Origin of the sequence: Streptomyces sp. NPDC055962 (assembly GCF_042270185.1) — a bacterium.
Lineage (GTDB): Bacteria > Actinomycetota > Actinomycetes > Streptomycetales > Streptomycetaceae > Streptomyces.
The window spans coordinates 430,303-456,315 of record NZ_JBHJYN010000002.1 but is presented as its reverse complement, the minus strand read 5'-3'; the positions used below and the strand labels follow the sequence as shown (position 1 = coordinate 456,315).

The following is a 26,013-nucleotide window of genomic DNA, read 5'->3' as shown; positions in this document are numbered from 1 at the left end:
ATGGCAGAGATCCACGGGCGGGCCTCCCTGGCCGGGTGCCCCGGCTGCGAGGAACCGCTGGAATCGGGCGACCTGTTCTGCGGGGCGTGCGGGTACGACCTCTCGGCTGTGCCCGCACCGCCGGGCGACCGCCCGACGGTCGCCATCACGGTGCCCGCACAGGGAGTGGCCGCGTCGGCCGACGGTCCCGTGGAGTGGCCGGCCGCCTCCGAGACGGACAGCTCCGACCTGCCCGCTCCGACGCACCGCCCGGCCGACCTCCCCGGCGTGGACTCGGGCGGGCGGCCCCTGCCCACCGCGGAGCGGCCGGCGGTCCACTTCGACGAGCCCGGCGGCACCGCACCGGAGGAGCCCGGCGAGCCGTCGGGCGACTTCGAGCTGGCCGCGCCCGACCCCCGTACCGCCGAGCACACCGCCGCGGGTGGGCCGCCGGCCGGCGCCAAGATCTGTGTGGCCTGTCGATCAGGCCGTGTGGACCCCGACGGCTACTGCGAGAACTGCGGCCACGCCCAGCCCCGCGAGCGCGACCACATGGAGCAGGAGCTCGGCTCGGTGGCGGCGGTCAGCGACCGCGGCCTGCGCCACCACCGCAACGAGGACGCCTTCGCGGTGTCGTGCACCGCCCTGCCGGACGGCTCGCCGGCGGTCGTCGCCGTCGTCTGCGACGGCGTGTCCTCCGCGAGCCGCCCCGACGAGGCCTCGGCCGCGGCCGCCGGCGCGGCCAACGAGGCGCTGCTGGAGTCGCTGCCGCGCGGGACCCATCCGCAGACGGCGATGCACGAGGCGATCCTGGCGGCCTCGGAGGCCGTCAACGCGCTGGCCCAGGAACCCGGTCAGGCCATGGAGCACGACCAGCACCGCCACCAGAACGCCCCGGCGTGCACGCTGGTCGGCGCGATCGCGGCGGGCGGTCTGCTGGTCGTCGGCTGGGTCGGTGACAGCCGCGTCTACTGGGTCCCCGAGGACCGCGCCCATCCGCCGGCCCGGCTCACGGAGGACGACTCCTGGGCCGCGCAGATGGTGGCGGCCGGCCTGATGAACGAGGCGGAGGCGTACGCCGACGAGCGCGCCCACGCCATCACGGGCTGGCTCGGCGCCGACGCGTACGAGCTGGAACCGCACACCGCTTCCTTCAAACCGGACCGGCCGGGCCTGGTCGTGGTGTGCACCGACGGCCTGTGGAACTACGCGGAGGCCGCGGCGGAGATGGCGGCGGCCGTGCCGCCCGACGCGTACGAACGGCCGTTGCACGGAGCCCAGGTGCTGGTCGGTCATGCGCTCGACGGCGGGGGCCACGACAACGTAACAGTGGCGCTGCTCCCGTTCGCCGTGGCCGCACCAGGGGCAGGATCGGCCTGAGCCACGCCCGGTCCGCGGGCGCCCGGCCGGTGGTCCGGCCGGCCGTCGTCCCCTACCGCCTCCCGCCCTGACGCCTGCCGTCCCTACGCTTCCCGCCCTGACGCCTGCCGTCCCTACGCCTTCCGCCCTGACGCCTGCTGTTCCTACGCCTTTCCGTCCGCGCACCGCTGGGCCGCGCCCCTCGCACTGAAGTCCGTCCGTCCGCACACCTGTCTTCGCCCGACCTCCGTGGAGCCTCAAGGAGCCGCTCAGATGGCCAACTTCTCCAAGTCCAACGTGCCGCAGTTCTCCGTCGAGGTGTACCAGAACGAATTCCTGCCCGAGGGCGGCCGTGACGTCAACGCGATCGTCACCGTCACGTCCACGGGCGGGGGCACGACGGGCGGTGTCCCCCTGACCGACGGCGTCCAGGCCGCCGTGCGCGTCCCGGGGCGGGCGCCGGACGCCGCCGTGGTCCTCATGGTCGACTGCTCGGGCTCGATGGACTACCCGCCGACGAAGATGCGCAACGCGCGCGACGCGACGGCTGCGGCCATCGACACCCTGCGGGACGGCACGCACTTCGCCGTGGTGGCGGGAACCCATGTGGCCAAGGACGTGTACCCGGGCAACGGGCGGCTCGCCACGGCCGATCCGCAGACCAAGGCACAGGCGAAGGAGGCCCTGCGCCGGCTGAGCGCGGGCGGGGGCACGGCCATCGGGACCTGGCTGCGACTGGCCGACCGGCTGCTGGGTGCCGCCGACGTGGACATCCGGCACGGCATCCTCCTCACGGACGGACGCAACGAGCACGAGTCCCCGGAGGACCTGCGGGCCGCCCTCGACTCCTGTGCGGGCCGGTTCACCTGTGACGCGAGAGGCGTCGGCACCGACTGGGAGGTGAAAGAGGTCACAGGGATCGCCTCCGCGCTGCTCGGTACGGCGGACATCGTCGCCGATCCGGCCGGTCTCGCCGCGGACTTCACGCGGATGATGGAGAACGCGATGGGCAAGGAGGTCGCGGACGTGGCGCTGCGGCTCTGGACGCCCGTCGGCGTCGAGATCGTGTTCGTCAAGCAGGTCGCACCGACGGTCGCCGAACTGACCGGCCGCCGCAGCGAGTCGGGGCCCCGGTCCGGTGACTACCCGACCGGTTCCTGGGGCGACGAGTCCCGCGACTACCACGTGTGCGTGCGGGTTCCGGAGGCCGGGATCGGCCAGGAGATGCTGGCGGCCCGGGTCTCGCTGATCCTTCCGGCCCCTTCGGGCGGCGGAGCCCCGCAGAACCTCTCCCAGGGGCTCGTCCGCGCGGTGTGGACGGACGACATGGCTGCTTCGACGTCGATCAACCCCCAGGTGGCGCACTACACGGGGCAGGCCGAACTGGCACAAGTCATCCAGCAAGGACTGGACGCGCGCAAATCGGGAGACTTCGACGGCGCGACGGCGAAACTGGGGCGCGCGGTGCAGCTCGCGTCGGCCTCCGGGAACGCGGATACTGCGAAACTGCTTTCGAAGGTGGTCGACGTCGTCGACGCGGCGACCGGTACTGTGCGACTGAAAGCAAGGGTCGCGGAAGCGGACGAGATGACACTCGAAACGCGCTCGACCAAGACAGTTCGCGTCAAGAAATAGCGACGCGGACGACAACGACACAACCGCACGAAGAGCCGTCCCGGCCGACCGGGCGGTGCACCGACACGCATGACGGCCTCCGGGCCGGACGAGGAGAGGGGGAAGCGCCGACATGCCGACCTGCCCGAACGGACACCAGTCGGGTTCCGAGGACTGGTGCGAGGTCTGCGGACATCGCATGGCCGGGACCAGCGCGCCCGCTGGCGCCGTCCCGCCGCCGCCTCCCCCGCCGCCCGCACCCGGTTACGGCTATCCGCAGGGCCCCGGCCCCGGACAGCAGACCGTCCAGGCGGAGCTCTGCCCGCAGTGCCGCACCCCGCGTGAGGCGATGGCTCCGTACTGCGAGGAGTGCCGCTGGAACTTCCTCACGAACACGGCGACGTCGTACACCCCGCTCGCCCCGCAGGGCGGCGTCGGCGCACCGCCCGGACTGAACCTGCCGCCCGGCTTCCAGGCGCAGCAGGGCCCGCCTCAGCAGCGGGACCCGTTCGAGTACCAGGGCTCCCGGCCTTCGCAGATGAACAGGCCGGCCGAGCCACTCTCGCCGGAGCAGGACGACCGGCAGGGCCCCCCGCCGCCCCCGCACTCCTTCCAGCAGGGGCCGCCGCCCCCGCCGTCCTTCCAGCAGCAGTCGCCGTCGCCGTTCGATCCGCAGGGCCGGCCGGGCCAGCAGGGTCCGGGTCCGCAGGGCTCGGGGCCGCGTCCGCAGGGTCCCGGGCCGCAGGTGCCGGGTCACCAGGGTCCGGGCCACCAGCCCGGCCCGCCGTCGCCGTTCGATCCGCAGGGCCGGCCGGGTCCGCAAGGTCCCGGTCAGCCGGGCCAGCAGGGTCCCGGGTCGCAGGGCCAGCAGGGTCCCGGGTCGCAGGGGCCGGGCCACCAGGCCGGCCCGCCCTCGCCGTTCGAGCCGCAGCGGCAGGGGCCGCCGCCCCCGCCGTCGTTCCAGCAGCTGTCCGCGCCGCCCGCGCCCCAGCGTCCCCAGGCGCCGCAGACAGGTGGGGGCGACGACTGGATGCTGCCGCCGCCCTCGCAGCAGCAGCCTCCGCGGGGCTTCCAGCAGGACCCGCAGGGCCCGCAGGCGCCTCAGGCTCCGCAGGCACCTGAGCAGCAGTTCCCCGGCCAGGGCCCCGTCCAGGGCGGGCCGGACCAGGGACCGGGCAGCTGGACGGCCGTCATCGCACCGGACCGCGACTACTTCCTGGCGATGATGCAGCGCAGCGGCCCCGAGGCGACGGGGCTGAACCTGCCCGCGTACTCCCCGGAGCAGCAGCTTCAGCTCACCGGCGGCCAGATCACCATCGGACGCCGCCGGCACAGCACGGGCGAGTCCCCCGACATCGATCTCGCCGTGCCGCCGGAGGATCCGGGTGTCTCGCACCAGCACGCCGTGCTGGTGCAGCAGCCGGACGGCACATGGGCCGTCGTCGACCAGAACTCCACCAACGGCACCACGCTCAACGGCGCCGAGGACCCGATCCAGCCCTACGTCCCCGTCCCGCTCCAGGACGGCGACCAGGTGCATGTCGGGGCCTGGACGACGATCACGGTCCGCCGCGACCGACCGAGCTGACGCACGACGCCCGCCGGCCGAGGACCGGGGTCCTAGGACCCCGGTCCTCGGCCGGTGCGTCTGCGACGATGGACGGGTGACAGAGATTCCGCGCGACACGCTTCAGGAGCAGACCTTCTACGAGCAGGTCGGCGGCGAGGAGACCTTCCGGCGCCTGGTGCACCGCTTCTACCAGGGCGTCGCGGAGGACCCGCTGCTGCGGCCGATGTACCCGGAGGCGGATCTCGGCCCGGCCGAGGAACGGTTCACGCTGTTCCTGATGCAGTACTGGGGCGGTCCGCGCACCTACAGCGACCAGCGGGGACACCCCCGGCTGCGGATGCGGCACGCCCCGTTCCAGGTGGACAGGGCCGCGCACGACGCCTGGCTCGGTCACATGCGGGCGGCCCTCGACGAGCTCGGCCTTCCCGCCGAGCACGAGCGGCAGTTGTGGGACTACCTCACCTACGCCGCCGCCTCGATGGTCAACACCGCAGGCTGATCCCGGTGTGCGGAATCCGGTGCTCCACCGCCGGATAACGATCACGATCCCGTCAAGGTGCGCCCCCGAGCGGTTCCCAGGAGCCCGTGCACTCTGAAAGCATCCGGAGTGCGCCGGGGGGCGTGCGAGGCGTGGGGCAGCTGAGGTACGGGGGATCGGGTGACGGGGTTCGTCTTTCTACGGGCGCGCGCCCATCGGCTCCTGCTCGCCGCCGCCTTCCTCGCCGTCCTGCTCACCACCTGTGTGCTGGCCGCGCTGACGGCGTTCTCGGGCTCGACGGGCGACGCCGCCCTGCGTCACACGCTCACCCACCGCTCCGCCGAGCGGGCCTCCCTCGTCGTCTCCGCCGAGGTGGACCGCGAGGGACGCGAAGAGGCCGACGCCGCCGTGCGCGAGGCGGCCCGCGACACGTTCGACGGGCTGCCGGTGGCCGTACGGAAGCTGGAGAGTTCGGGGCCGTACGCGCTGCCGCGGGGGCTCCGGGCTCCCGCCGCACGGAGTGGCCAGCCCGATCTGACCCATCTCGCCTCGCTCGACCGCAGCCGTGTCCGCCTGACCGCGGGACGTATGCCGGAGGCCGGGGCCGGGGGCACCGACGGCCCCGTGCAGGTCGCGCTCCCGCGCGCCGCCGCCGAGGCGCTGGAGCTGAAGGCCGGCGCCCGTCTGACCCTCACCGACCGGCTGGGCGGGACGCCCCTGCCGATCGAGATCACCGGTCTCTACGAGGCGTCCGACCTGGACGACCCGTACTGGCGGCTGGACCCGCTCGGCGGGCGCGGCGTCCGCAAGGTCGTCTTCACGACCTACGGCCCGCTGCTGGCCGACCCGTCCGTGCTGGGCTCCGGCCGGGTCGGCTCAGGTCCGGTCTCCTGGCTGGCTGCCGCCGACTTCCGCTCGGTGACCACCGGCCGGACCGAGGCGCTGCGCCGTTCCTCGACGGCCGGGCCGAAGGCGCTGTCCGCCTCGGCGGCGCTCGGGGACGGCGCAACGGTGAGGACCTCGCTGCCGACCGTCATCGACCAGATCGACCGGGCCCTGCTGGTGTCCCGCTCCACGATCATGATCGTCGCCGTACAGCTCGTCCTGCTCGCCGGGTACACCCTGCTGCTCGTGGCCCGGCTGCTGAGCAGCGAGCGCGGCGGCGAGACCGAACTGCTGCGGGCCCGGGGCGGTTCCCGGGGCCGTATCGCCTCGGCGGCCGCGATCGAGGCGGTCCTGTTGGCGGTCCCCGCCGCCGTCGTGGCGCCCCTGCTGGCCGGTCCGCTGACCCGGCTGCTCGCGGAGCGCAGCGAGCTCGGCCGGATCGGGCTGCGGCTCGACGGCGGGGCGGGTGGCACGGTCTGGCTGGTGGCCGGTGCCGTCGCGCTGGCGTGCGCGCTCGCCGTGGTGGCGCCCGCGCTCACGGCGGGCTTGGGAGGGCGCCGGGGCGCCCGCACGGCGTCGCTGCCCACTCCGGTGCGGGCGGGCGCCGACATCGGGCTGCTGCTGATCGCCGGGGTGGCCTACTGGCAGCTCGACCGGCAGACCGGGGCGTCCGGCGGCGGCGCGCTCAGCGGTGACCGGGAGGGCGAGCTGGGCATCGATCCCCTGCTGGTCGCCGCCCCCGCGCTGGCCCTGCTCGCGGGCACGGTGCTGACCCTGCGCCTGCTCCCCCCGGCCGCCCGGCTCGCGGAGCGGCGGGCGGCGGGCGGCCGGGGGCTGCCGGCGGCTCTGGCGGGCTGGCAGTTCAGCCGCCGGCCGCTGCGCGGCGCGGGTCCGGTCCTGCTGCTGGTCCTGTCGGTCGCGATGGGCATGCTGGCGATCGGCCAGAGCGCCTCCTGGGACCGCTCGCAGGGCGACCAGGCCGACTTCCGGTCGGGTGCGTCGGTGCGGGTGGTCGGCACGCCGTCCGGCGATCCGGCGAAGGCCGCCGTGTACACGGATCTGCCGGGTGTCCGGGAGGCGGCCCCGGCGTTCCGCACGACGGCCGAGCTGTCCGGCGGGCGTACGGCCGAGGTGCTCGCTCTGGACACCGGCCACGCGGACGAGGGGCTGCTGATGCGGGACGACCTCTCCGGTACGTCGTCGCAGAAGCTGTTCGACACGATCGCCCCGCCGAGGACGGCACGGACCGGGGTGGTCCTGCCCGAGGGCAGCGAGCGGGTGCTGTTCGACATGCGGATCAGGGACACCGCGGCGCCCGGCGGCAGGTCACCGTCCGGCTCGGCCCCGATGGTCAGCGTGCTGCTGGAGGACCGTTACGGCGTCGGCTACCGGGTCGGGGCGGGGACGGTCCCGGTCGACGGACGGGCGCACGTCCTGTCGTTCCCCGTGTCGGCCCCGGGCGGGCTGGCGGTGACGGGCTTCGAGGTGGACGGTGATGTACCGTCCGCCCGCTCCGAGAAGCGGCTGGTGGCGGTGACCGGCCTCCGGGCCCGCACCGCGGAGGGCGAGCGGCAGGCTCCCTCCGCGGCCGGGGTGCGCTGGAGCGCCGACACGACCGTGTCCGAGGGGAGCGAGACCCACCCCGGCGAAGAGGCCCGGGCGGTGACCGGCTCGGGCGCGGCCCCTTCCTTCCGGTACGACACCGGGGCCGTCCCGCCCGACGACTCCTTCTTCGGCAGCGGCTACGCGGTCGGCACCCTCCGGATCACCGCCGTCCGTCCGGCGGCCCCCGCGCTGAAGGCGGTGGCCACCGACGCCTATCTGACGTATGCGGGTGCGGAGCTCGGCCAGGAGGTCGACGTCACGCTGGCGGGCAACACGGTGCGGGTGAAGCTCGTCGAGGCGGTGCGGCAGCTCCCGACGACCGGTCCCGGTGCCGCCTCCGACGCGCTCGAAGCCGCGTCCGGGGGCGCCTCGGAGGACTCGTCCGCCAAGCCGGGCGGCGCCCTCCTTCTGGACCTCAGGGCGGTGTCGGAGGTGCTCGCCCACCGGTCCGGGGCCACCCTCGCACCCACCGAGTGGTGGCTGAGCGCGGCGCCCGGCGACGGCGCGAAGGTGGCGGCCGGGCTGCGCGCACTGCCCGGCACCGATCCGGCGCAGGTACGGGTCCGTGACGAGGTGGCGCGGGAGCTGACGGACGATCCGCTGGGGGCGGGGCCGCAGTCCGCGATGCTGGCGGTCGCCGTGGTGGCCGCCGCCCTGGCCGCCGTCGGATTCGCCGTGGGTCTCGTGGGCTCGCAGCGCGAACGGGGCGCCGAATTCGCCGTGTTGCGCGCCCTGGGCGCGCCCCGCAGAGGGCTGGCCCGGATGATGGCGGCCGAGCAAGGGGTGCTGATCACCCTGGCCCTGCTGATCGGGCTCGCCCTCGGGGCGGTGCTCACCAGGGCCGTCGTACCGCTCGTCGTGCTGACCGGGCAGGCGGCCAGGCCCGTGCCGGACGTGCTGGTGCTGCTTCCGGCCGGGCAGGTCGCGGTCCTGCTGGCATCGGTCGCCGCGCTGCCGCTGCTGACCGTCGCCGCGATCACACTGCGCCGCGGCGACCCTGCGGTGTCGCTGCGCCACCAGGGGGACAACTGACATGACCGCCGCCAAGCTCCCGGCCGCCTGCGCCCCCTGGGTGCGTACGAGGCTGCGCACCGCCCCCGGGATCTCCGCCGCCCTGGCCGTCCTGGTCCTCCTGACCGCCTTTCTCGCCGCGGCGTTCCCGCGTTCCGTGGACGCGTACGAGACGAAGGCGCTGCGCCACGACGTCACGTCGGCGCCGCCCGGGCAGAGCGTGCTCGAAGTGACGACGCCGCCGCCCTCGCTCGGACAGGCTTCCTCGGTCCGTGAGGCCGCGGTGCGGGAGAAGGCCCTGTCCTCGGCCCGTGACGCGCTGGTGGAGACGCTCCCCGGCCCGGTGCGCGCCGACCTGCCCGAGTCCTCGTACGGCGTGCACACCACGAAGCCCCTGACCGCGGACGAACCCTGGCTCCCGCGCCCCGACGCGATACCGCCGCAGCTCACCTACGCCGCCCCGTCGGCGCTCCCCCGCCACAGCACCCTGCGGTCGGGGCGCTGGCCCGCCGCCCGGGGCCAGGTGACGCCGGGCACCCGTGAGGTGGAGGCGGCCGTCACGGAGGAGACGGCGAAGGCGCTGCGGATGAAGCCGGGTTCCACCGTGGCGGTGCCCACCCCGAGCGGGCGCCCGCTCACCGTACGGGTCACCGGCATCGTCGCGCCGCTGCGGCCGGAGAGCGGCTACTGGGCCATCGACCCGCTGTTCCGCGCCCCGTCCCTGGTCCGGGACCCCGGGTCCCCGACGCCCGTCTTCTACTGGCGGGGGACGCTGCTCCTGCCTCCGGACACGGGTCCTGCGCTGCTCGCCACCACGGGTGAGCCGGAGCTGTACTGGCGCCTGGCACCGGACGCCTCCGGGCTCACCGCGGCCGACGTGCCCGCGCTGGCGTCCGGAATCGCGACGCTCGAGAACGGCCCCGGTCTGCTGAGGCTGCGCGACATCGCCGGACCGAACACCACGCTCACCACCGACCTGGACGCGATCCTCGGGGCGTACACCTCGATGCGCGCCGCCATCGGCCCCGTCGTCACCGTCGCCGCCGTCGGCGTCGGCACGGTGGCCGCCGTGGTCCTCCTGATGACGGGCGGGCTGATCGGCGCCCGCCGCCACCACGAGCTGGCTCTGCTGCGCTCGCGCGGCGGCTCGCTGCGGGGCATCGGCGGGCGGCTGCTCGCCGAGACCGCGGTGGCCGTGCTGCCCGCGGCGGCGGCCGGACTGCTGCTCGCCGTCCTGCTCGTCGGGGAGGCCCGCTTCCTGCCGGCGCTGCTGGGCGCCGGCGTCGTCGCGGCTCTCGTCGGTGCAGCGCTCCCGCTCCGCACGGCGCTGCACCACCGCAGGCCGCTGCTGCACGGCGCCCGCGACGACATGGCGGACGCCAGGCCCTCCCGGCGCCGTACGGTGGCCGAGCTGACCCTGCTCGTCCTGGCCGCGGGCGCCGTCGTGGCGCTGCGCCGGCGGGGCACGTCGACGGGTTCCGGCACCGATCTGCTGGTCAGCGCCGCGCCGGTACTCGTGGGGCTGATCGCCGCGCTCGTCCTCGTGCGGCTGTATCCCCTGCCGCTCCGGCTGGCGGCCCGCCCCGTGGCGCGGCTGCGGGGTGCCGTCGGCTTCCTGTCGCTGGCCCGCGCGGGCCGGGCCTCGTCGAGCGGCACCCTGCCGCTCCTGGCCCTGCTGATCGCGCTGACGACGGCGGCGTTCGGCGGTTCGGTTCTCGCCGGGGTCGCGGACGCGCGGGACGAGGCGGCGCTGCGGGCGGTCGGCGCGGACGCCAGGATCAGCGGGGAGGGCGCGCTCTCCCCCGTCACCGACGGCGCCCTGAGCCAGGTGCGGGCGGTGGACGGCGTCGAGGACGTCGCCCCCGTGCGCATCGAGTACAGGACCCCTCTCGCCGCCTCAGGGGACGTCAGGTCGGACACGAAGCGCGCCACGCTCGTGGGCGTCGACCCCGCGTCGTACGCACGGCTGGCCCGCGGCGGCGGTCTGCCGGCCTTCCCCGCGGCCTCGTTGCGGAGCGGACCCGGGCAGGACGAGGTGCTGCCCGCGGTCGTCTCTCCGGCGCTCGCGGACCGGCTCGGTGAGCGTCCGCACACCATCGGCTCGCAGGCCGGGGACATCACGGTGCGGGTCGCCGCGGTCCTCGCGCGCACCTCCGCGGTGAGCGACGCGGAGTTCCTGGTCGTCGACGCGAAGCGGCTCGCCCGGCCGGGTCCCACGACGCTCCTGGTCACCGGCTCCTCGCTCGACGGCCGGCAGCTGCGGGCCGCCGCGAGGAAGGCCGGGCCGGACTTCACGGTGAAACTGCGGTCCGCGGAGCGCGAACGGTTCGTCGACACCCCGATGCAGTCGGGAGCCGAACGGATCTACGGTGCGGCGGTCGTGGCGGGCGCCGGGTACGCGCTGCTCGCCGTGCTGCTCTCCCTGTTGCAGACGGCACCCGAGCGCACGACGCTCCTGGCCCGGCTGCGGACCATGGGTCTCACCACCCGGCAGGGGCGGCGGCTGCTCGCGTTCGAGGCGATGCCGCAGGCGCTGCTGGCCGCGTTCGGCGGGCTCCTCGTCGGCTGGGCGACCATCGCCCTGCTGGCACCCGGCGTCGACCTCGGGTCACTCGCCCTGGCCGGTGCCACCGCCCCCGGCTCGCACACGGCCGCGCTGCGGGCCGACCTCGGGTCGCTGGCGCTCCCGGCGGTGGGCGTGGTCGTCCTCACCGCCGGCGTGGCCGGTGTCCAGGCCTGGTGGGCGAGCCGCCGTGGATCGATCAAGGAACTCAGGGCAGGAGACACCCGGTGACATCATCGACAGAGACCACCCTGGCGGAGCTCGAACAGCGGGCCGCCGCGCGCCGCGACCGCCCGTCGTACGGGCACGACGCGTTGATCGCCTGCGACCGGCTGGTGCGCATCTTCTCCGCGGACGGCGTGGAGGTGCAGGCGCTCCAGGGCCTCGATCTGCTGGTGACCGAAGGTGAGTTGATGGCACTGGTCGGCGCTTCGGGCAGCGGGAAGTCGACCCTGATGAACATCCTCGCGGGCCTGGACGTGCCCACGGCGGGCTCGGCGAAGGTCGCGGGCGGCGATCTGCTGGCGATGGGACCGAAGGAGCGGCTGCGCTACCGCCGCGACGTCGTGGGCTTCGTCTGGCAGCAGACCTCGCGCAATCTGCTGTCGTACCTGACGGCCGTCCAGAACGTCACGCTGCCCATGCAGCTGCGCGGCGGGGGGCGGAACCGTGAACGGGCCGCGCGGGCCCAGTCGTTGCTGGAGATGCTCGATGTCGCGGACTGCCGCGACCGCCGCCCCGCCCAGATGTCCGGGGGCCAGCAGCAGCGGGTGGCGATCGCCGTGGCCCTGGCCAACAACCCCTCGGTTCTGCTCGCCGACGAGCCGACCGGCGAGCTGGACTCCGCGACGGGCGAGCAGGTGTTCGCCGCGTTCCGCCGCGCCAACGAGGAGCTCGGCACGACGATCGTGATCGTCACCCACGACCAGGCGGTGGCGAACGAGGTGCGCCGTACGGTCGCGATCCGCGACGGCCGTACGTCCTCCGAGGTGCTGCGGCGCACCGAGGTGGACGCGGCGACGGGTCAGGAGTCCCAGGTGGCGCGGGAGTACGCGATGCTCGACCGGGCGGGCCGGCTGCAGCTGCCCGCGGAGTACACCGAGGCGCTGCGGATGGAGCACCGGGTGATGCTCGAGCTGGAGCGGGACCACATCGGGGTGTGGCCGGACGCACCCGCGGAGCCGGACACCTCGAAGGAGTAGAGCGGGCTGCGGCGGGAGCCGTCCGCCTCAGACGGTGCCGACGGTCACGGCGAGCGTGCCGAGGCCGCCGCCCGTGCCCCGCAGGGCCACCGACCCGAAGGGCGTGCGCAGCCGCAGCCAGGATCCGGCCGTGAGCAGCGCGACGGGGAAGTCGGGTGCCGGGCGCAGGAAGCCGAGGGACTGCGCGGCATGCACGGCGCGCAGCGGGAGCTCCGTCTCCCCGACCGTCCGGGACCAGATGTCGCGGCCGATCAGGTCGCGCTCCGCGCGGGTGCGCCGGTCCTCGGGAAGTGCCGCGTCGCGGGCCCGGAACTCGGCCACGGCGTCCGTGAGACCGGCGCGCAGGTCGAGGGGGCCCGGCAGGCCGGGGCGTTCCCGCCAGCCGCCGCGCGGCGGCAGCATCCCCGCCCACGGCGGCCCGGTGACAGGCGCGGGCAGGGCGCTCACACCGGGCGCCTCCCCCGCACCGTCCGTGTCCACCGCTTCGAGGAGCTCGCCGGCCGAGACCGTCACGTCGAAGTCGTGGATCCCGGACAGCCGGACCGTGCGGATCGCGAGGACCTCGAAGGACGGCGGCCGGCCGAAGACGGCCAGAGCGCCGCCGCCCGCCTGGAGACGGACGGCGGCGGCCCGGTCGTAGTGCAGGAGCCGGCCGAGGAAGGCGGCGAGATCCGCCGCCTCCCTCGCGTCGGCGAACCGCAGCGACCGTACGGGCACTGTCATACGACGGCGGGCTCCTGGTCCAGGTACTCCTGGAGGAAGAGCTTCTCCTCGGCGGTGATCCGCCGGGGCCGCCCCTCCGCCAGGTCGTAGGGCACGACGACCGTCGACGCGCGGACGTAGACCTGCTCGGGGTCCTTGACCTCGTAGGCGATCGTCAGCGACGCGGCGGTTATCTTCGTGACCCAGGACTCGATGGTCACCGGCGCGTGCCGGTGGACCAGCGGGCGCACGTAGTCGATCTCGTGCCGGGCCACGACGGAGCCGCCCGAGAAGGACGGCGAGCCGTCCCCCGGCGCCAGCCGGAACATGAAGTCGATGCGCGCCTCCTCCAGGTAGCGGAGGAAGACCACGTTGTTCACGTGGCCGAAGGCATCCATGTCCGACCAGCGCAGCGGGCAGCTGTAGAGGTGACGGGCCAACTCGATCAGCCTCGCGTGAGCTTCTTGTACGTGGCACGGTGCGGGCGGGCCGCGTCCGCGCCGAGACGCTCGACCTTGTTCTTCTCGTACGACTCGAAGTTGCCCTCGAACCAGTACCACTTGGAGTCGCCCTCGTACGCCAGGATGTGTGTGGCGACGCGGTCCAGGAACCAGCGGTCGTGGGAGATGACCACCGCTGCTCCGGGGAACTCCAGCAGGGCGTTCTCGAGCGAGGACAGGGTCTCGACGTCGAGGTCGTTGGTGGGCTCGTCAAGGAGCAGCAGGTTGCCGCCCTCCTTGAGCGTCAGCGCCAGGTTGAGGCGGTTGCGCTCACCACCGGAGAGGACACCGGCCGGCTTCTGCTGGTCCGGGCCCTTGAAGCCGAACGCGGAGACGTACGCCCGCGAGGGCATCTCGACCTGGCCGACGTTGATGTAGTCCAGCTCGTCCGACACGACGGCCCAGAGGGTCTTCTTCGGGTCGATGTTGGCGCGGGACTGGTCGACGTAGGAGATCTTGACCGTGTCACCGATCTTGACCGAACCGCTGTCCGGCGTCTCCAGGCCCTGGATCATCTTGAAGAGCGTGGTCTTGCCCGCGCCGTTCGGACCGATGACACCGACGATGCCGTTGCGGGGCAGCGTGAACGACAGGTCGTCGATGAGGACCTTGTCGCCGAAGGCCTTCGAGAGGTTCTCGACCTCGACGACGATGGAACCGAGCCGCGGGCCCGGCGGGATCTGGATCTCCTCGAAGTCCAGCTTCCGCATCTTGTCGGCCTCGGCCGCCATCTCCTCGTACCGCGCGAGACGGGCCTTGGACTTGGTCTGACGGCCCTTGGCGTTGGACCGGACCCACTCGAGCTCTTCCTTGAGCCGCTTCTGGCGCTTCTCGTCCTTGCGGCCCTCGACCTTGAGGCGGGCGGCCTTCTTGTCGAGGTAGGTGGAGTAGTTGCCCTCGTAGGGGATCGCGCGGCCGCGGTCGAGTTCGAGGATCCACTCGGCGACGTTGTTCAGGAAGTACCGGTCGTGGGTGACGGCGACGACGGCACCCGAGTACTTCGAGAGGTGCTGCTCCAGCCAGTTCACCGACTCGGCGTCGAGGTGGTTGGTGGGCTCGTCGAGGAGGAGCAGGTCCGGGGCCTCGATGAGGAGCTTGCAGAGCGCCACGCGACGCTTCTCGCCACCGGAGAGGTTGGTGACCGGCCAGTCGCCGGGCGGGCAGCCCAGGGCGTCCATGGCCTGCTCCAGCTGGGCGTCCAGGTCCCACGCGTTGGCGTGGTCCAGGTCCTCCTGGAGCTTGCCCATCTCCTCCATCAGCGCGTCGGAGTAGTCCGTCGCCATGAGCTCGGCGACCTCGTTGAAGCGCTTGAGCTTGCCCATGATCTCGGCGGCGCCGTCCTGGACGTTCTCCAGGACGGTCTTCGACTCGTCGAGCTTCGGCTCCTGCATGAGGATGCCGACGCTGAAGCCGGGGGTGATGAACGCGTCACCGTTGGACGGCTGCTCCAGGCCCGCCATGATCTTCAGCACCGTGGACTTACCGGCACCGTTGGGCCCTACGACACCGATCTTCGCGCCGGGCAGGAAGTTCAGGGTGACGTCATCGAGAATCACCTTGTCGCCGTGCGCCTTGCGCGTCTTGCGCATGGTGTAGATGAACTCAGCCAAGAGAAACCGTCCGGCAGCAATAGAGGTGTGGGCAGATACACCCATCTTGCCTGACGTCCGCACCCGGACGGAAACCCGTCCGGTCCCCGGAACGCGCCCGGCACGCCCCCACACGCCCCCGCAGAGGGCCCCGGGAACGCGAAGTGCCTGGTACGGGGGTCCGTACCAGGCACTTCAGCGGCGCCTTACCGCTGCGCCCGTGTTCAGTCACTCACCGGTCTGCGTCTTCTTCCGGCGGAGGAAGAAGACCGCGCCGCCGCCGAGGACGACGAGGGCGATGGCGACACCCGCGATGACGGGGGTGGCGCTGGAGCCGCCGGTGGCGGCGAGGTCACCCTCGGTGGCGGGGGTGCTCGCGGCGGGCGTGGGCTCGGAGCCGGTCTGCGTGGTCACGTCGTCACCCGGGGCGGGGGTGCCTGCGGTCTCGCAGTCCAGGACGCCCTTGAAGTTCTTGCTGAAGCCGCCGGGGCCGGTGATCGTGAAGTCGTAGGCCTCGTCCTCGCCGACCGGGACGGTCACCGTGCGGGTCTCTCCGGCGGGGATGGTGTGCTCGGTGCCGGCGAGCTCGAAGGTGAACTCCTCGTCACCCGTGTTGCTCGCGGTGATGTCGACGCCGCCCTTGGCGCAGTTCTTCTCCGCGGTCACCGCCGGGACGGCGCCCTTCTCGGCCCAGGTGGCGGTCGCCGTCGCGGAGACGGTGGACTCGCTGGAGCCGGCGAGGATCATCGTCTGGCTCTTGATCAGCCCGGCGAAGACCCGGCCCACGGGCACGGAGGTCGAGGCCTGGACGGAGAACGCGGCGGAGCCGTCCGTGGCGTCCTCGGGGACGGAGAAGTACAGGTCGGTGCCGTCGGCGGCCTCGGTGACGGGCTTGCCGGCCTTGTCGGTGACCTGGACCCCGCTGGCGGCGGCGTCGGCGGGCGGTGCCACCGAGACCTGACCTGCGTCGGTGTGGACGGTGACCGGGCCGAGCTTCTCACCGGCCTTGCCGGAGACCGCGGCCGGGGACAGCCCCACGGACGCCTTGGGCTCCGCGACGTTCTGGGCGTTCGCCTCCAGCCAGTCGGCGAGCTTCTCGGCGTTCGCGTCCTTGGCCGTCACGTCGGCCTTGTCCGAGAAGCGCCAGATGGCGACCTGGGTGCCGGCGGCGGCGGTCTTCTCGTCGAGCGGGCCGGTTCCGGCCTTCTCGGCGAGCGCCGCGAAGTCGTTGACCTGCGGGTAGGAGTGCTGGAGGATCCAGCGCACCTTGCCCGCGTCCTGGTTGGCGCCGAGGGAGGACTGGTCCCAGGGGGTCTCCAGGTACTTCGCGCCGTCCTTGGTGGGCGTGTGGAAGTCGATGCAGTACGTCTGGATGGTGCCGCCGCCGTCGACCTTCATCTCGAACAGGCCGGCGGGCAGCTCCTGGGGCTTCTTGCCCTCACCGGTGTTGAGCTCGGCGGTGCCGTAGGTCTTCAGACCGTCCAGTACGGCGACCGCACCGCCCTGGTGCTGACCCGTCTCGTCCGTCGGCGCGGCCGTGGCGGCCGTCGCTCCGACGATCGTTCCCGCAGCGACCAGCCCGGAGGCCAGCACCGCGGCGGCCGTCCTGACGAGACCGCGGCCGTGACCCTTGCTCCGGCCCCCTGGGGAGCCCTCCGCCGCCGTGGACGACGAAGTGGATGCTGAAGACACAGAAAACACAGAATTCCCCTCCGGGCGAGACCTTCACGCTTGGGTTGCGTGTGGGAGGTGTCTCGCCAGCAAACTCAAGTGCCGCATGAGTACTGGGGAATCGTAAGGAGCGAGCGAAGGGGAATCCCCCTTCATGCCGTCACATAAGCATTCCGACTCGTAATCGTTATCGCTCCGTTCGGCGCGCCCCCTCTCCTTCAGGACAGCGATACCATTTCCGTGGCTGGTTTCTGACGATGCGTAGGCGCCGTCAGGGTCGGATCGGCCCTGGCCACCCGCCGGAACGCGGCCGTCCCTCTGGTCAGGTCGTGCCCGACGGCCACGGCCTCGACGTCCACCGAGGTCCTCCACACCCCGTCCCGCTCCTCCTCGCGCACCTTCAGGCGGCCGTGCACGACGAGCGGCTCACCGACCGAGACCGATCCGGACAGATTCGCCGCGAGGGTCCGCCGGGCCCACACCGTGTAGAAACCGGTACGGCCGTCCGTCCAGTTCTGCTGCTCCCGGTCCCACCGCCGGGGTGTCACCGCCAAACGGAATCTGGCCGTCGCTCCGGTCGCCGTCTCCCGGAAGTCCACCGCTGTCGCGGCGTTTCCCACCAGCGTCACCAAGGTCTCGTTCATGTACCGTCCCCCGTTTCCCTGCCGCTTTCCGTACGCTTTCGGTCCCGCCGTCCCGCCACCCCCTGCACCGATGCGGTGCGGGGACGTGCGATCCGGTCCGTCCGCCGGATCCCCCGGACGCCGGACCGGTCCCGGGAACAGGCCGACTCCCGGGCACCCGTCCTCAGTTCCGGCGCCCGCCCGTTTTGCGGGCGTCCATCCGATTCCCGGCAACCACCCTTTTTCCGGGCGTCCGTCCGATCCCAGGCGTCCATCGATTCCCTGCGTCCGCCCGCTTTCCGGCGTCCGCCCGTTCCCCGGGAGTCCATCCGATTCCCGGCGTCCGCCCGCTTTCCGGGTGTCCGTCCGATTCCCGGTGCCCTTCCGATTCCCGGCGTCCGTCCGATCCGCTGCGCACCATCCTGGACGGGATCCGCGAATCCCGCCGGGCCCTGTGGATCAACCGCCGGTTGTGGACAACTCCGTCACCGCCACGTAGCGCTCCCGCACCTCGCGGTAGCGCGCGAGCTCCGCCGCCACCGGGTCGAGGACCCTGGCCCGGCCGCAGCCGGCCGCAGCCTCGCGGAGCCGGCGCTCGGCCTCCTGCCCGTACCGGCGGGCGGGCCCGCGGGCGGCGGCCGCGCACGACCACTCGACGAGCGGCCCGCCGACCACCCCGGCCAGCATGAGCAGCGCCGGGACGAGCAGGCCGGGCTCGATCACCCCCACGATCTGACCCAGCAGCCACAGTCCGCCGAAGATCTGGAGCAGCGTCATCGAGGCCTGCGCGAGCACCGCCGCCGGCCACCACGCCGGGCGCGGCGGCCTGGCCGCACGCGCCCCCTGTGCCCCCGTGGCGGGAGCGGCGGCGGTGCCCGGCAGACCGGAGCCACGCCGGCCCGATCCCGTCGCCGGGCCCTTCCCGGCCGCCCCCGCGGTGGTGGATCCGGTGTCCCCGCTCCTCCCACGCCCGCGGCCGGGGGCTCCCGCCTGGGCGGTCCGTGCGAGATCGTCCAGCGCCTCCGGCAGCCCCTTCGCCCCGTTGACCGCGGCCTCCCGCACGGCTTGCGCCCACGGGGTGGGCAGCCCGTCCACCGCGTCGTCCGCCAGCTTCCGCACGGCCTGCTCCACCCGCTGCCGGGCGGTGAGCTCCTCCTCCGGCGGCGGCGCGAGCGCCTGGGCCATCAGGTCGAGACCGCCGAGCTGCCTGGTGGACTCGTACCAGCGCCACAGCCGCAGCCAGGGCGTCCCGCAGGCCCGTCCCGCGTTCCTGCGCCACTCCCGCTCCGCCGCCTGTCCGGCAGCGGCCGCGCCGACGGCTTCGGCGAGCCGGTCGGTGAACTGCTCGCGGGCCCGCTCGCCGAGTCCGGGCCGGCCCTCGGCGACGTACACCGGCCGGAGGCGGGCGGCGGCGGCGTCCACGTCGGCGGAGAGCCTGCGGGCGGCAGCCGTACGGGCCTGGACGAACCGGCCGAGCAGTTCGCGCAGGTCGCCCACCCCGGCTCCGGTCAGTGCCGACAGGGGGATGACGGTGGCGCCGGGTTCACCGTGCTCCCCCACCGCCATGCCGTCCTCGTCGAGCAGCCTGCGCAGATCGTCCAGGACCAGGTCGGCGGCCTCACCGGAGAGCCGGTCGATCTGGTTGAGCACGACGAAGGAGATCTCGGCGTGCCCGGCGAGCGGGCGCAGATAGCGCTCGTGCAGAGCCGCGTCGGCGTACTTCTCCGGGTCGACGACCCAGATCACCGCGTCGACCAGGGCGAGCACCCGGTCCACCTGCTCCCGGTGGCCGGTCGCCGCCGAGTCGTGGTCGGGCAGGTCCACCAGCACGAGGCCCTGGAGCGCCTCGTCCGTGGCCGTGCCGCCCTGCACCGGCCTGCGCCGCAGCCGGCCCGGGACGGCCAGCCGGTCGAGCAGCCCGGCGGCGCCGTCCGTCCAGCTGCAGGCGATCGGGGCCGACGTCGTCGGCCTGCGCAGTCCGGTGTCGGAGATCTGCACGCCGGCGAGCGCGTTGAAGAGGGTGGACTTCCCGCTGCCGGTGGCTCCGGCGATGGCGACGACCGTGTGCCGGGAGGAGAGCCGCTGCCGCGCCGACGCCTCGTCGAGCACCCGCCCCGCCTCGGCGAGGGTGTCCCCGTCGAGCCGGGCGCGGGAGAGTCCGACCAGCTCGCGCAGCGCGTCCAGTCGCGGCCGCAGGGGGCTGCCGGGCAGTCCGTACGCCTCGACCTGGGGCCCGGGCTCGTCCTGGGCACCGGGTTCCTCCCGGAGAGGCCGCTCGTCCTGCGCGGCGTCGGCGGCGCGGCGGGCGATCAGTCCGTCGTCCCAGCGCCGCTCCTCCTCCGCCCGGGGCCGCCCCGCACCGTCACGCTCCGGCTCCGGCTCCGGCTCCTGCCCCTGCCCGTGGTCCCGGCCCTGGTCAGTGACGGCAGTCATCGCTGCCACCTCTCCTTCTGCAGTAGGGACAGTGCGGCGATGAGTTCGGCCTGTGGCTCGGGGGCGACTTCGAGGGCGTCCAGCGGGGCGAGCCGCCGGTCGCGCTCACCGTGCATGACCTGGTCGAGGCAGCCGGCGAGCAGGGCCCCGCCCTCGTCGCGGAGCCTCAGCGCCCCCTGGGCGCCGATGCGTTCGGCGAGCTGCTCCCCGGCGCCGCGTGCACGGCGCCCGCCGAGCAGGGCGGCGGCGAGGAGCGCCGCCACCGTCTCGGCGTCGGGCGCGGCGTTGCGTTCGAGCAGCCGCGTCTCCTCCTCGGCCAATTCCTCCAGGACCCGCCGCCATCGGCGTACGGCCATGCCGATCCGGCCCTGGATGTCCTCGGCCGGTCCCCACCCGCCGGCCTCCCGGCCGGCGTCCTCGAACCGGAAGATCCCGGCGGCCGGCTCGCGCTGCCAGGTCGTACGGATCTGCTCGTCGGACGCCGCCACGGCGCACTGCAACAGGGCCACCAGGCTCTCCACGAGGGCGTCCAGCAGCTCTCCGGCGGTGCTGTAGAGCGGGTATCCGCGCCACCGGGTGCGGGCGCCCCCGGCGAGCACCGCACCGTCCCGGAGCCGCCGCCGCACGCGCGCCAGTTCCTTCCCGTACGCCTCCTCGACGACCCCGGTCAGCCGCACGGCCGCCGCGTACTGCGCGGCCACCGCCCCGGCGAGCTCGGGCATCCGCACGTTGAGCGAGTCGATGACCCCGGACGCCGTGCGCCCCACGGCCTGCTGACGGGCCGCCGGGTCCTGCGCCCGGTGGGTGAGCCAGGCGCGCAGGGGCGCGACGGCGGTGGTGGGCAGCAGCCCGCTGCCGCCGCCCGCGGACTCGGGCAGCTCCGGGATGGTGAAGCGCGGCACCTCGCCGAGGCCGGCGCGGGTGAGCAGGGCGGCGTACTGCCGGGACACCTCACCGATCACCTGGTGCGGCACCCGGTCCAGAACGGTGACGAGGGAGGCGTCGTACTCCTTCGCGGTGCGCAGCAGATGCCACGGCACGGCATCCGCGTACCGGGAAGCCGTGGTCACCATGACCCACACGTCGGCGGCGCAGATGAGCTCGGCGGCCAGGACCCGGTTCTGCACGACGAGCGAGTCGATGTCGGGGGCGTCCAGGAGCGCCAGCCCCCTGGGGAGGGTCGCGGCGGTCTCCACGCGCAGCACGCTGTCGTCGCGCCGGCCGTCGGCGCCGAGGTGGTCGAGCCCGTCCGGGTCCGGGACCTGTCCCGGGGGCAGCCACACGCGGGTCAGCTGCGGGAGCACCCGCACCCCGGCGAACCAGTGGTGGTCGTCGGGGTGGCAGACGAGTACGGGCGTGCGCGTCGTCGGGCGCAGCACACCGGCCTCACTGACCCGGCATCCCACCAGCGAATTGACGAGCGTCGACTTGCCCGCGCCGGTGGATCCCCCGATGACCGCGAGCAGCGGCGCCTCGGGATCCTTGAGCCGGGGTACGAGGTAGTCGTCGAGCTGGGCGAGGAGTTCGGTCCGCGTCTGCCGGGCGCGCGGGGCACCCGGCAGCGGAAGTGGAAGACGCACGGCAGCGACACGGTCGCGCAGGGCGGAAAGTGCGTCGATGAGCTGGGGCCGTACATCCATGGTTACCACATGTGAAGAATGCCCAATTTTGACGCCTTTTTGAAGCGTATAGGCCTCTCTGCGCGGCGGATCCGTCCCGGGGGACAGAGGGGACGAGTAGGGCGCAGGCATAACGAGTGCACAACACCCGGGGCGCGAGGCGCGAAAAGCGATGCATGAATCGCACCCACCTGCGATTATCGGTTCGCTTCACCGAACCTCCACATCGTGCCACGCAGGTGAAGCAACCGGGACGAGGGGATCTGAGCCCTATCCTTGTCCCGGCAAGGTCACGGATGGCTTGAACCAGCGCCCTCCGGGACACCAGGCCGGCACCCGGCCCCCGTAGCTCAGTGGATAGAGCAGGCGCCTTCTAAGCGCTTGGCCGCAGGTTCGAGTCCTGCCGGGGGCACACATCGCGCACCACTGTGAGGCCCTCCGACCCGGAGGGCCTTTTCGCTGGTCAGGGGCATGCTACCGAGCACGGCGTAGCGAGGACGTAAGCACCGGACCGGCCCCTGCGACGGCGTGGACGGTCCGGCGCCGTCCGGGCCGGCACCGGGTTTCCGCGGGTGGCCACGGAGAATCCACGGAGACATGTCCGCGCTTCTCGTCAGCCCGCGTCGGGCAGCTCGGGGGGGGTCTCCACAGAGGCTCAACACGTCGTCAGCCGCTCACGTGACACCAGTGGCTTTGTCGCGTACGAGCTTGGCCCTCGGACAGTTCTCGGCACCTGTCCTGAAGCGAACTCCCACTGCCTGCGCCTAGGTCTACGCTGCGGTGCGTGGATGATCAGACCTACGACGATGCCTACCGCGGGTGGCGAACGTCACTGACGACCCTGCTGGCTGATCCCGCACTGCTGGCACGATGGCAGGAGCGGCGCTTCCAGTTCGCCCATCGTGTCGGAGCCCTCTTGACCGAGGCGCAGGGAGCGGGCCCCACCGTCACAGGGCCCGCCCTCTACGGGGTGTTCGCCGCTGGTGCGGGCCTTTGCTACGTGGGACAGACGCAGGAGGCTGAGCGCCGTCTGCGGGACCTGCCCGTAGGCGAGAGCCACCACTTGGCCAACACGGTGCCACCCGAACTCTGGGAGAGGGTGGTGGTGATCCGCTGGCCGCTGCTGATTCCCGAAGCACCTGTGGACGAACGCTCTCTGGTCGAGGAGATGGGCCCGACTGTCTGCGGCCTCGCGCTGGAGCACGCCCTACAGGTGGCAACTGCACCGCCGTTGAACAGTCGCCGACGACGTACATCGGGCGACTGGCAACCGCGGAACCTCGCGCAGAGCCGCTCTCGTGGTGCAGTCCACGCGCAATCCGTACCTGGTCTGACTCAGCTGGCCCTTGCCGCCTGGGTATCCCTCTCCAAGCTGGAGATACCCGCGTACTCAGCGGTTGTCGACACCGGGATCGGCCGAGCGGTGTCGCCGACAGCACTGCATCAGCCACCGGAAGCCGTGAGGCCGCCCGTAGATCCTCCACGACAGCCGATCCGGTGACGGAGCCGTGCCTCACGAGCGAGGACACGATCACATACGCGTCACACGGAAGCGGTCGACCGGCTCGTAGGAGCGGATTTCTCCGTCGGAGACCTCGATGATGAGCGAACTGGTGACGCGTACGTCGTCCACGGGGTGAGAGCCCATCTCTACGCCACCATCCACTGTGAGTTCATAGGTGGACACGTCCAGGTCGGCACGGAACGCCACGGTCGCCTCCAGCGTGGCGTTCCGAGGGTCGTCGCCGGCCTTCTCGCTCGTCGCCGCGTACTCCATGCGGATGTCCGACACATCGAGCACCTCGTACACCCGGCTCAGGCTGACGTCATTCAGTTCGGGCTGGTGTTGATAGCTGCCGGCCAGCAGGAGCGCCTCATCGGCCTCGAAGTCCCCGAGATCCATCTCCGGTTCGGCCCCGTCGTGATGAGTCTGCTTCGAGTCGTCCACCAGCGAGGAGAAGTAGGCGGTGATCCTGCGTTCCAGTACCTGCGGGCTCTTCACCAGCCTGAACAGCGCCTGGTTGAAGTCCTTCCAGTTCATCATCCGGGGAGGAGCCGCTCGAAGAGCCTTGCAGGCAGCCTGCACATCGCCGTCCTGGCTGAGCAGGACGACGTCGTCGAACGAGCCACCGGCCTTTGCCAGGACGTCCCGCAGCCAGGCGGAGTCGGAGCCGCCGGTCTTGACTCCCTGCTTTTTCCGGCCGGGCCCGGTCTGCATGATCTGATCCTTCAGTCCAGCACGTGCCGCGTCGCCGCTCAGCTCCACGATCGTGACGCCCGGCACGGCTTCCAGCTCCCTGAGAAAGCCCTCGACGACGGCTTGGCCGTCCGAAGGGAGTACAGGGAGCTGCGCGTCGATGCCTGCCGCAGACATGATCTTCACTGCGGACTTCGCTGCGACGCGGAAGGCGTCGACCTCGCGGACGAGGTGCTCCGCCCACTCCAGGGCCACGAGCTCCGGAATCCATGTCCCGGCTCCTGCGTCTGACGCCAGGGCCGCGATTCGCCGCACCTTCCCCAGATGAGGCAGTCCGTTGCCGAGCGCATTGGCGTCGAAGACGATCGCGCGGAGAGGATCCGGCAGGCGCGGTGAAGTGTCCATGCGCACATCCTGACAAGGCGAAGGCTTGCGCAGCAGGGGTTCCGAGAATCGCCAGGGCGGCACCCACCAGGTTCAGCGGTTGCGCATCCGTCCTCGCGGCTGCCCTCGACGGCGACCTGACCTTCGGCTACGTCGGGGCGATCCAGATCCCCGCTGCCCCCGGCACGAGCGCGGCACCCCTCGCACAGGCCGCCCTCGACGCGGCGACCACGGAGCGCACCATGCTGCTCGCCGAGTTCTACCGCCGGGGACCGCTGTGGCGACTGCGCGCCATCAGGCAGGGGTACGACCACAGGCTGGGCGCCCTCGCCCGCGGGTACGGAGTCGACGTGGCCGGCTGACGGTCCCGAGGCCTGCACGTCCGGTACTGCCGGTGAGCGGTGTCGTAGGGAGGGATTTCCGCAGCCCGCGGTGGTTCCGCAGGCTCCCCGGACACCGGGCGGCGCTTCCGGGCGCCGGGCAACGGCTCCCGGGACACGGTGAGTACGCCGGCGACGTCGATCAGGACCGCCCCGGTCACCTCCGTACCGTCGGCGGTCCCCGACTTGCCGAACGGGTGCACATGGGTTTGTTTCGGAAGTGGGGGTGTGTGTTCCGGTCTTCCTCCCTGGAGGCGAACCACTGTGCTGTTCACCGACCGCACGGACGCCGGGCGGCAGCTCGCCCGGGCACTCGGCCGCCTGGAGACGCTCCGGCCCGTCGTCCTGGGCCTGCCCCGCGGCGGCGTCCCGGTCGCGTTCGAGGTGGCCCGGTCCCTCGGCGCCCCGCTCGATGTGATCGTGGTCCGGAAACTCGGCGTGCCGTCCCACCCCGAGCTGGGCTTCGGCGCCATCGGCGAGGGCGGGGTACGGGTCATCAGCGACGAGATCGTCCGCCGCGCAGGGGTCCGCGAGAGGGATCTCCTGTCCGTGGAGCGCGCCGAGGAGGCGGAGCTCCTCCGGAGGGCCCGGGCGTACCGGGAGGGGCGGCCACGTCTTCCTCTGAGGGGGAGGACGGTCGTCGTGGTGGACGACGGGGTGGCCACCGGGGCGACGGCGAGGGCCGCCTGCCGGGTGGTGCGGGCGCAGGGCGCCACCCGTGTCGTACTGGCCGTGCCGGTCGCGTCGCCGGACACGGCCGCACGGCTGCGCGAGGACGTCGACGAGGTCGTGTGCCTCGCCACACCGAGCCTCTTCTCCGCCGTGGGCGAGTGGTACACGGACTTCTCCCAGACCTCCGACGAGGAGGTCGTCGCCCTGCTGGCGCGGGCCGCCGGAGGCGCCGTCGCGGCCGAGGAGGTCGAGGTGGACGCGGGAGGGGTCCCGCTCGCCGGGGACCTCGCGCTGCCACCGGACGCGGGCGCGGTCGTGGTGTTCGCCCACGGCTCCGGCAGCAGCCGCCACAGCCCGCGCAACCGCTCCGTGGCCACGGCCCTGAACCACGCCGGCCTCGGGACCCTCCTCTTCGACCTGCTCACGCCCGGCGAAGAGGTCTACCGCGCGAACGTCTTCGACATCGGGCTGCTCGCCGGGCGGCTGGCGGACACCACCCGCTGGCTGAGGAGCCGCGTGGACCTCCCCGTCGGCTCGTTCGGGGCGAGCACCGGTGCGGCGGCCGCACTGAGGGCCGCCGCCGCGACGGACTCCGGCATCGGCGCCGTGGTCTCCCGGGGCGGGCGGCCCGACCTGGCCGGCACCGACCTCTCCGGGGTACGGGCCCCCACCCTGCTCGTCGTCGGCGGCGACGACACCACGGTGATCGACCTCAACCGTCAGGCGCAGAAGGCGCTGCACTGCGAGAACCGGCTGGAGATCGTCCCGGGCGCGACGCATCTGTTCGAGGAGCCGGGCGCTCTGGACCGGGTCGCGGACCTCGCCCAGGAGTGGTTCACACGGCACCTCTTCGAGGTCCGGCCGTAACCTCCCGGGACGCACCTGATGGGTGAACCCACCGTCTCAAGGGATGATGTGACGGGCCATCGGCTGCCGCAGGCGCCACAGGAGTGCGTCCTGTCCTGTGCGGATCGGTC

General features: G+C 73.0%; 17 protein-coding genes, 1 tRNA gene and 1 pseudogene. 11 read left to right on the top strand and 8 right to left on the bottom strand.

Annotated elements, in window-relative coordinates; translation table 11 throughout:
• The 7 genes from ACFC51_RS07290 to ACFC51_RS07260 all read left to right on the top strand — a co-directional run bounded on the left by ACFC51_RS07290 (position 1) and on the right by ACFC51_RS07260 (position 12,266).
• A complete protein-coding gene (locus ACFC51_RS07290; protein WP_376527436.1) occupies positions 1-1,359 on the top strand; it encodes a protein phosphatase 2C domain-containing protein in 1,359 nt (452 codons plus the stop codon).
• Between the two features lie 252 nt (positions 1,360-1,611).
• On the top strand, positions 1,612-2,973 hold the full coding sequence (locus ACFC51_RS07285) for a VWA domain-containing protein (RefSeq protein WP_376373996.1): 1,362 nt from the start codon (positions 1,612-1,614) through the stop codon (positions 2,971-2,973).
• Between the two features lie 112 nt (positions 2,974-3,085).
• On the top strand, positions 3,086-4,540 hold the full coding sequence (locus ACFC51_RS07280; RefSeq protein WP_376527433.1) for an FHA domain-containing protein: 1,455 nt from the start codon (positions 3,086-3,088) through the stop codon (positions 4,538-4,540).
• 76 nt (positions 4,541-4,616) lie between these two features.
• Positions 4,617-5,021 (top strand): globin, encoded by a 405-nt coding sequence (locus tag ACFC51_RS07275; RefSeq protein ID WP_376527430.1) that lies wholly within the window; start codon positions 4,617-4,619, stop codon positions 5,019-5,021.
• Positions 5,022-5,180: 159 nt separating this feature from the next.
• Positions 5,181-8,522 carry an FtsX-like permease family protein gene (locus ACFC51_RS07270; RefSeq protein ID WP_376527427.1) on the top strand — a complete coding sequence of 1,114 codons (3,342 nt, stop codon included), beginning with the start codon at positions 5,181-5,183 and terminating at the stop codon, positions 8,520-8,522.
• 1 nt (position 8,523) lies between these two features.
• Complete coding sequence (locus ACFC51_RS07265; protein WP_376527424.1) at positions 8,524-11,295, top strand: ABC transporter permease; 2,772 nt, start codon at positions 8,524-8,526, stop codon at positions 11,293-11,295.
• A complete protein-coding gene (locus ACFC51_RS07260; RefSeq protein ID WP_376366912.1) occupies positions 11,292-12,266 on the top strand; it encodes an ABC transporter ATP-binding protein in 975 nt (324 codons plus the stop codon). The genes ACFC51_RS07265 and ACFC51_RS07260 overlap by 4 nt, the downstream gene beginning before the upstream one ends.
• A 27-nt stretch (positions 12,267-12,293) precedes the next feature.
• Here the strand turns inward: ACFC51_RS07260 and ACFC51_RS07255 are convergent, their stop codons facing one another.
• The 7 genes from ACFC51_RS07255 to ACFC51_RS07225 form a co-directional block, all read right to left on the bottom strand.
• The gene (locus ACFC51_RS07255) at positions 12,294-12,989 is read right to left on the bottom strand and encodes a hypothetical protein (RefSeq protein ID WP_376366914.1); all 696 of its coding nucleotides are present in this window, start codon (positions 12,987-12,989) and stop codon (positions 12,294-12,296) included.
• Positions 12,986-13,408: an acyl-CoA thioesterase gene (locus ACFC51_RS07250; protein WP_376366916.1), complete on the bottom strand. Its 423-nt coding sequence runs from the start codon at positions 13,406-13,408 to the stop codon at positions 12,986-12,988. Before ACFC51_RS07250 ends, ACFC51_RS07255 begins: the two co-directional genes overlap by 4 nt.
• A 5-nt stretch (positions 13,409-13,413) precedes the next feature.
• Positions 13,414-15,078 (bottom strand): energy-dependent translational throttle protein EttA, encoded by a 1,665-nt coding sequence (gene ettA / locus ACFC51_RS07245; RefSeq protein ID WP_376366918.1) that lies wholly within the window; start codon positions 15,076-15,078, stop codon positions 13,414-13,416.
• A gap of 207 nt (positions 15,079-15,285) precedes the next feature.
• Complete coding sequence (locus ACFC51_RS07240; protein ID WP_376527421.1) at positions 15,286-16,758, bottom strand: Cys-Gln thioester bond-forming surface protein; 1,473 nt, start codon at positions 16,756-16,758, stop codon at positions 15,286-15,288.
• Between the two features lie 188 nt (positions 16,759-16,946).
• On the bottom strand, positions 16,947-17,372 hold the full coding sequence (locus ACFC51_RS07235; RefSeq protein ID WP_376366922.1) for a single-stranded DNA-binding protein: 426 nt from the start codon (positions 17,370-17,372) through the stop codon (positions 16,947-16,949).
• Positions 17,373-17,810: 438 nt separating this feature from the next.
• Positions 17,811-19,784, bottom strand: a complete 1,974-nt coding sequence (locus ACFC51_RS07230) for a GTPase (protein WP_376527418.1) — start codon at positions 19,782-19,784, stop codon at positions 17,811-17,813.
• Complete coding sequence (locus ACFC51_RS07225) at positions 19,781-21,424, bottom strand: ATP-binding protein (RefSeq protein ID WP_376527416.1); 1,644 nt, start codon at positions 21,422-21,424, stop codon at positions 19,781-19,783. The genes ACFC51_RS07230 and ACFC51_RS07225 overlap by 4 nt, the downstream gene beginning before the upstream one ends.
• A 318-nt stretch (positions 21,425-21,742) precedes the next feature.
• Between ACFC51_RS07225 and ACFC51_RS07220 the strand changes: the two genes are divergently transcribed.
• Both ACFC51_RS07220 and ACFC51_RS07215 read left to right on the top strand, forming a co-directional pair.
• A tRNA-Arg gene (locus tag ACFC51_RS07220) sits at positions 21,743-21,815 on the top strand.
• Positions 21,816-22,187: 372 nt separating this feature from the next.
• Entirely contained in the window at positions 22,188-22,904 is a 717-nt protein-coding gene (locus ACFC51_RS07215; RefSeq protein WP_376366928.1) for a hypothetical protein, read from the top strand.
• 30 nt (positions 22,905-22,934) lie between these two features.
• Here the strand turns inward: ACFC51_RS07215 and ACFC51_RS07210 are convergent, their stop codons facing one another.
• Positions 22,935-24,005 carry a hypothetical protein gene (locus tag ACFC51_RS07210; protein WP_376527413.1) on the bottom strand — a complete coding sequence of 357 codons (1,071 nt, stop codon included), beginning with the start codon at positions 24,003-24,005 and terminating at the stop codon, positions 22,935-22,937.
• An 89-nt stretch (positions 24,006-24,094) separates the two neighbouring features.
• Here ACFC51_RS07210 and ACFC51_RS07205 point away from each other — a divergent pair.
• Positions 24,095-24,346: pseudogene (locus ACFC51_RS07205) on the top strand (TerD family protein); the annotation flags it as partial.
• 282 nt (positions 24,347-24,628) lie between these two features.
• Complete coding sequence (locus tag ACFC51_RS07200; protein WP_376527410.1) at positions 24,629-25,903, top strand: phosphoribosyltransferase family protein; 1,275 nt, start codon at positions 24,629-24,631, stop codon at positions 25,901-25,903.
• The last annotated feature ends 110 nt before the right edge of the window (positions 25,904-26,013 follow it).

What these genes read in the sequence shown, in the direction of transcription:
- ACFC51_RS07285 (WP_376373996.1), top strand. Translation starts at nt 1,612, where the DNA reads ATGGCCAACTTCTCCAAGTCCAACGTGCCGCAGTTCTCCGTCGAGGTG.
- ACFC51_RS07225 (WP_376527416.1), bottom strand. Translation starts at nt 21,424, where the DNA reads ATGGATGTACGGCCCCAGCTCATCGACGCACTTTCCGCCCTGCGCGAC.
- ACFC51_RS07290 (WP_376527436.1), top strand. Translation starts at nt 1, where the DNA reads ATGGCAGAGATCCACGGGCGGGCCTCCCTGGCCGGGTGCCCCGGCTGC.
- ACFC51_RS07230 (WP_376527418.1), bottom strand. Translation starts at nt 19,784, where the DNA reads ATGACTGCCGTCACTGACCAGGGCCGGGACCACGGGCAGGGGCAGGAG.
- ACFC51_RS07210 (WP_376527413.1), bottom strand. Translation starts at nt 24,005, where the DNA reads ATGGACACTTCACCGCGCCTGCCGGATCCTCTCCGCGCGATCGTCTTC.
- ACFC51_RS07235 (WP_376366922.1), bottom strand. Translation starts at nt 17,372, where the DNA reads ATGAACGAGACCTTGGTGACGCTGGTGGGAAACGCCGCGACAGCGGTG.
- ACFC51_RS07280 (WP_376527433.1), top strand. Translation starts at nt 3,086, where the DNA reads ATGCCGACCTGCCCGAACGGACACCAGTCGGGTTCCGAGGACTGGTGC.
- ACFC51_RS07255 (WP_376366914.1), bottom strand. Translation starts at nt 12,989, where the DNA reads ATGACAGTGCCCGTACGGTCGCTGCGGTTCGCCGACGCGAGGGAGGCG.
- ACFC51_RS07265 (WP_376527424.1), top strand. Translation starts at nt 8,524, where the DNA reads ATGACCGCCGCCAAGCTCCCGGCCGCCTGCGCCCCCTGGGTGCGTACG.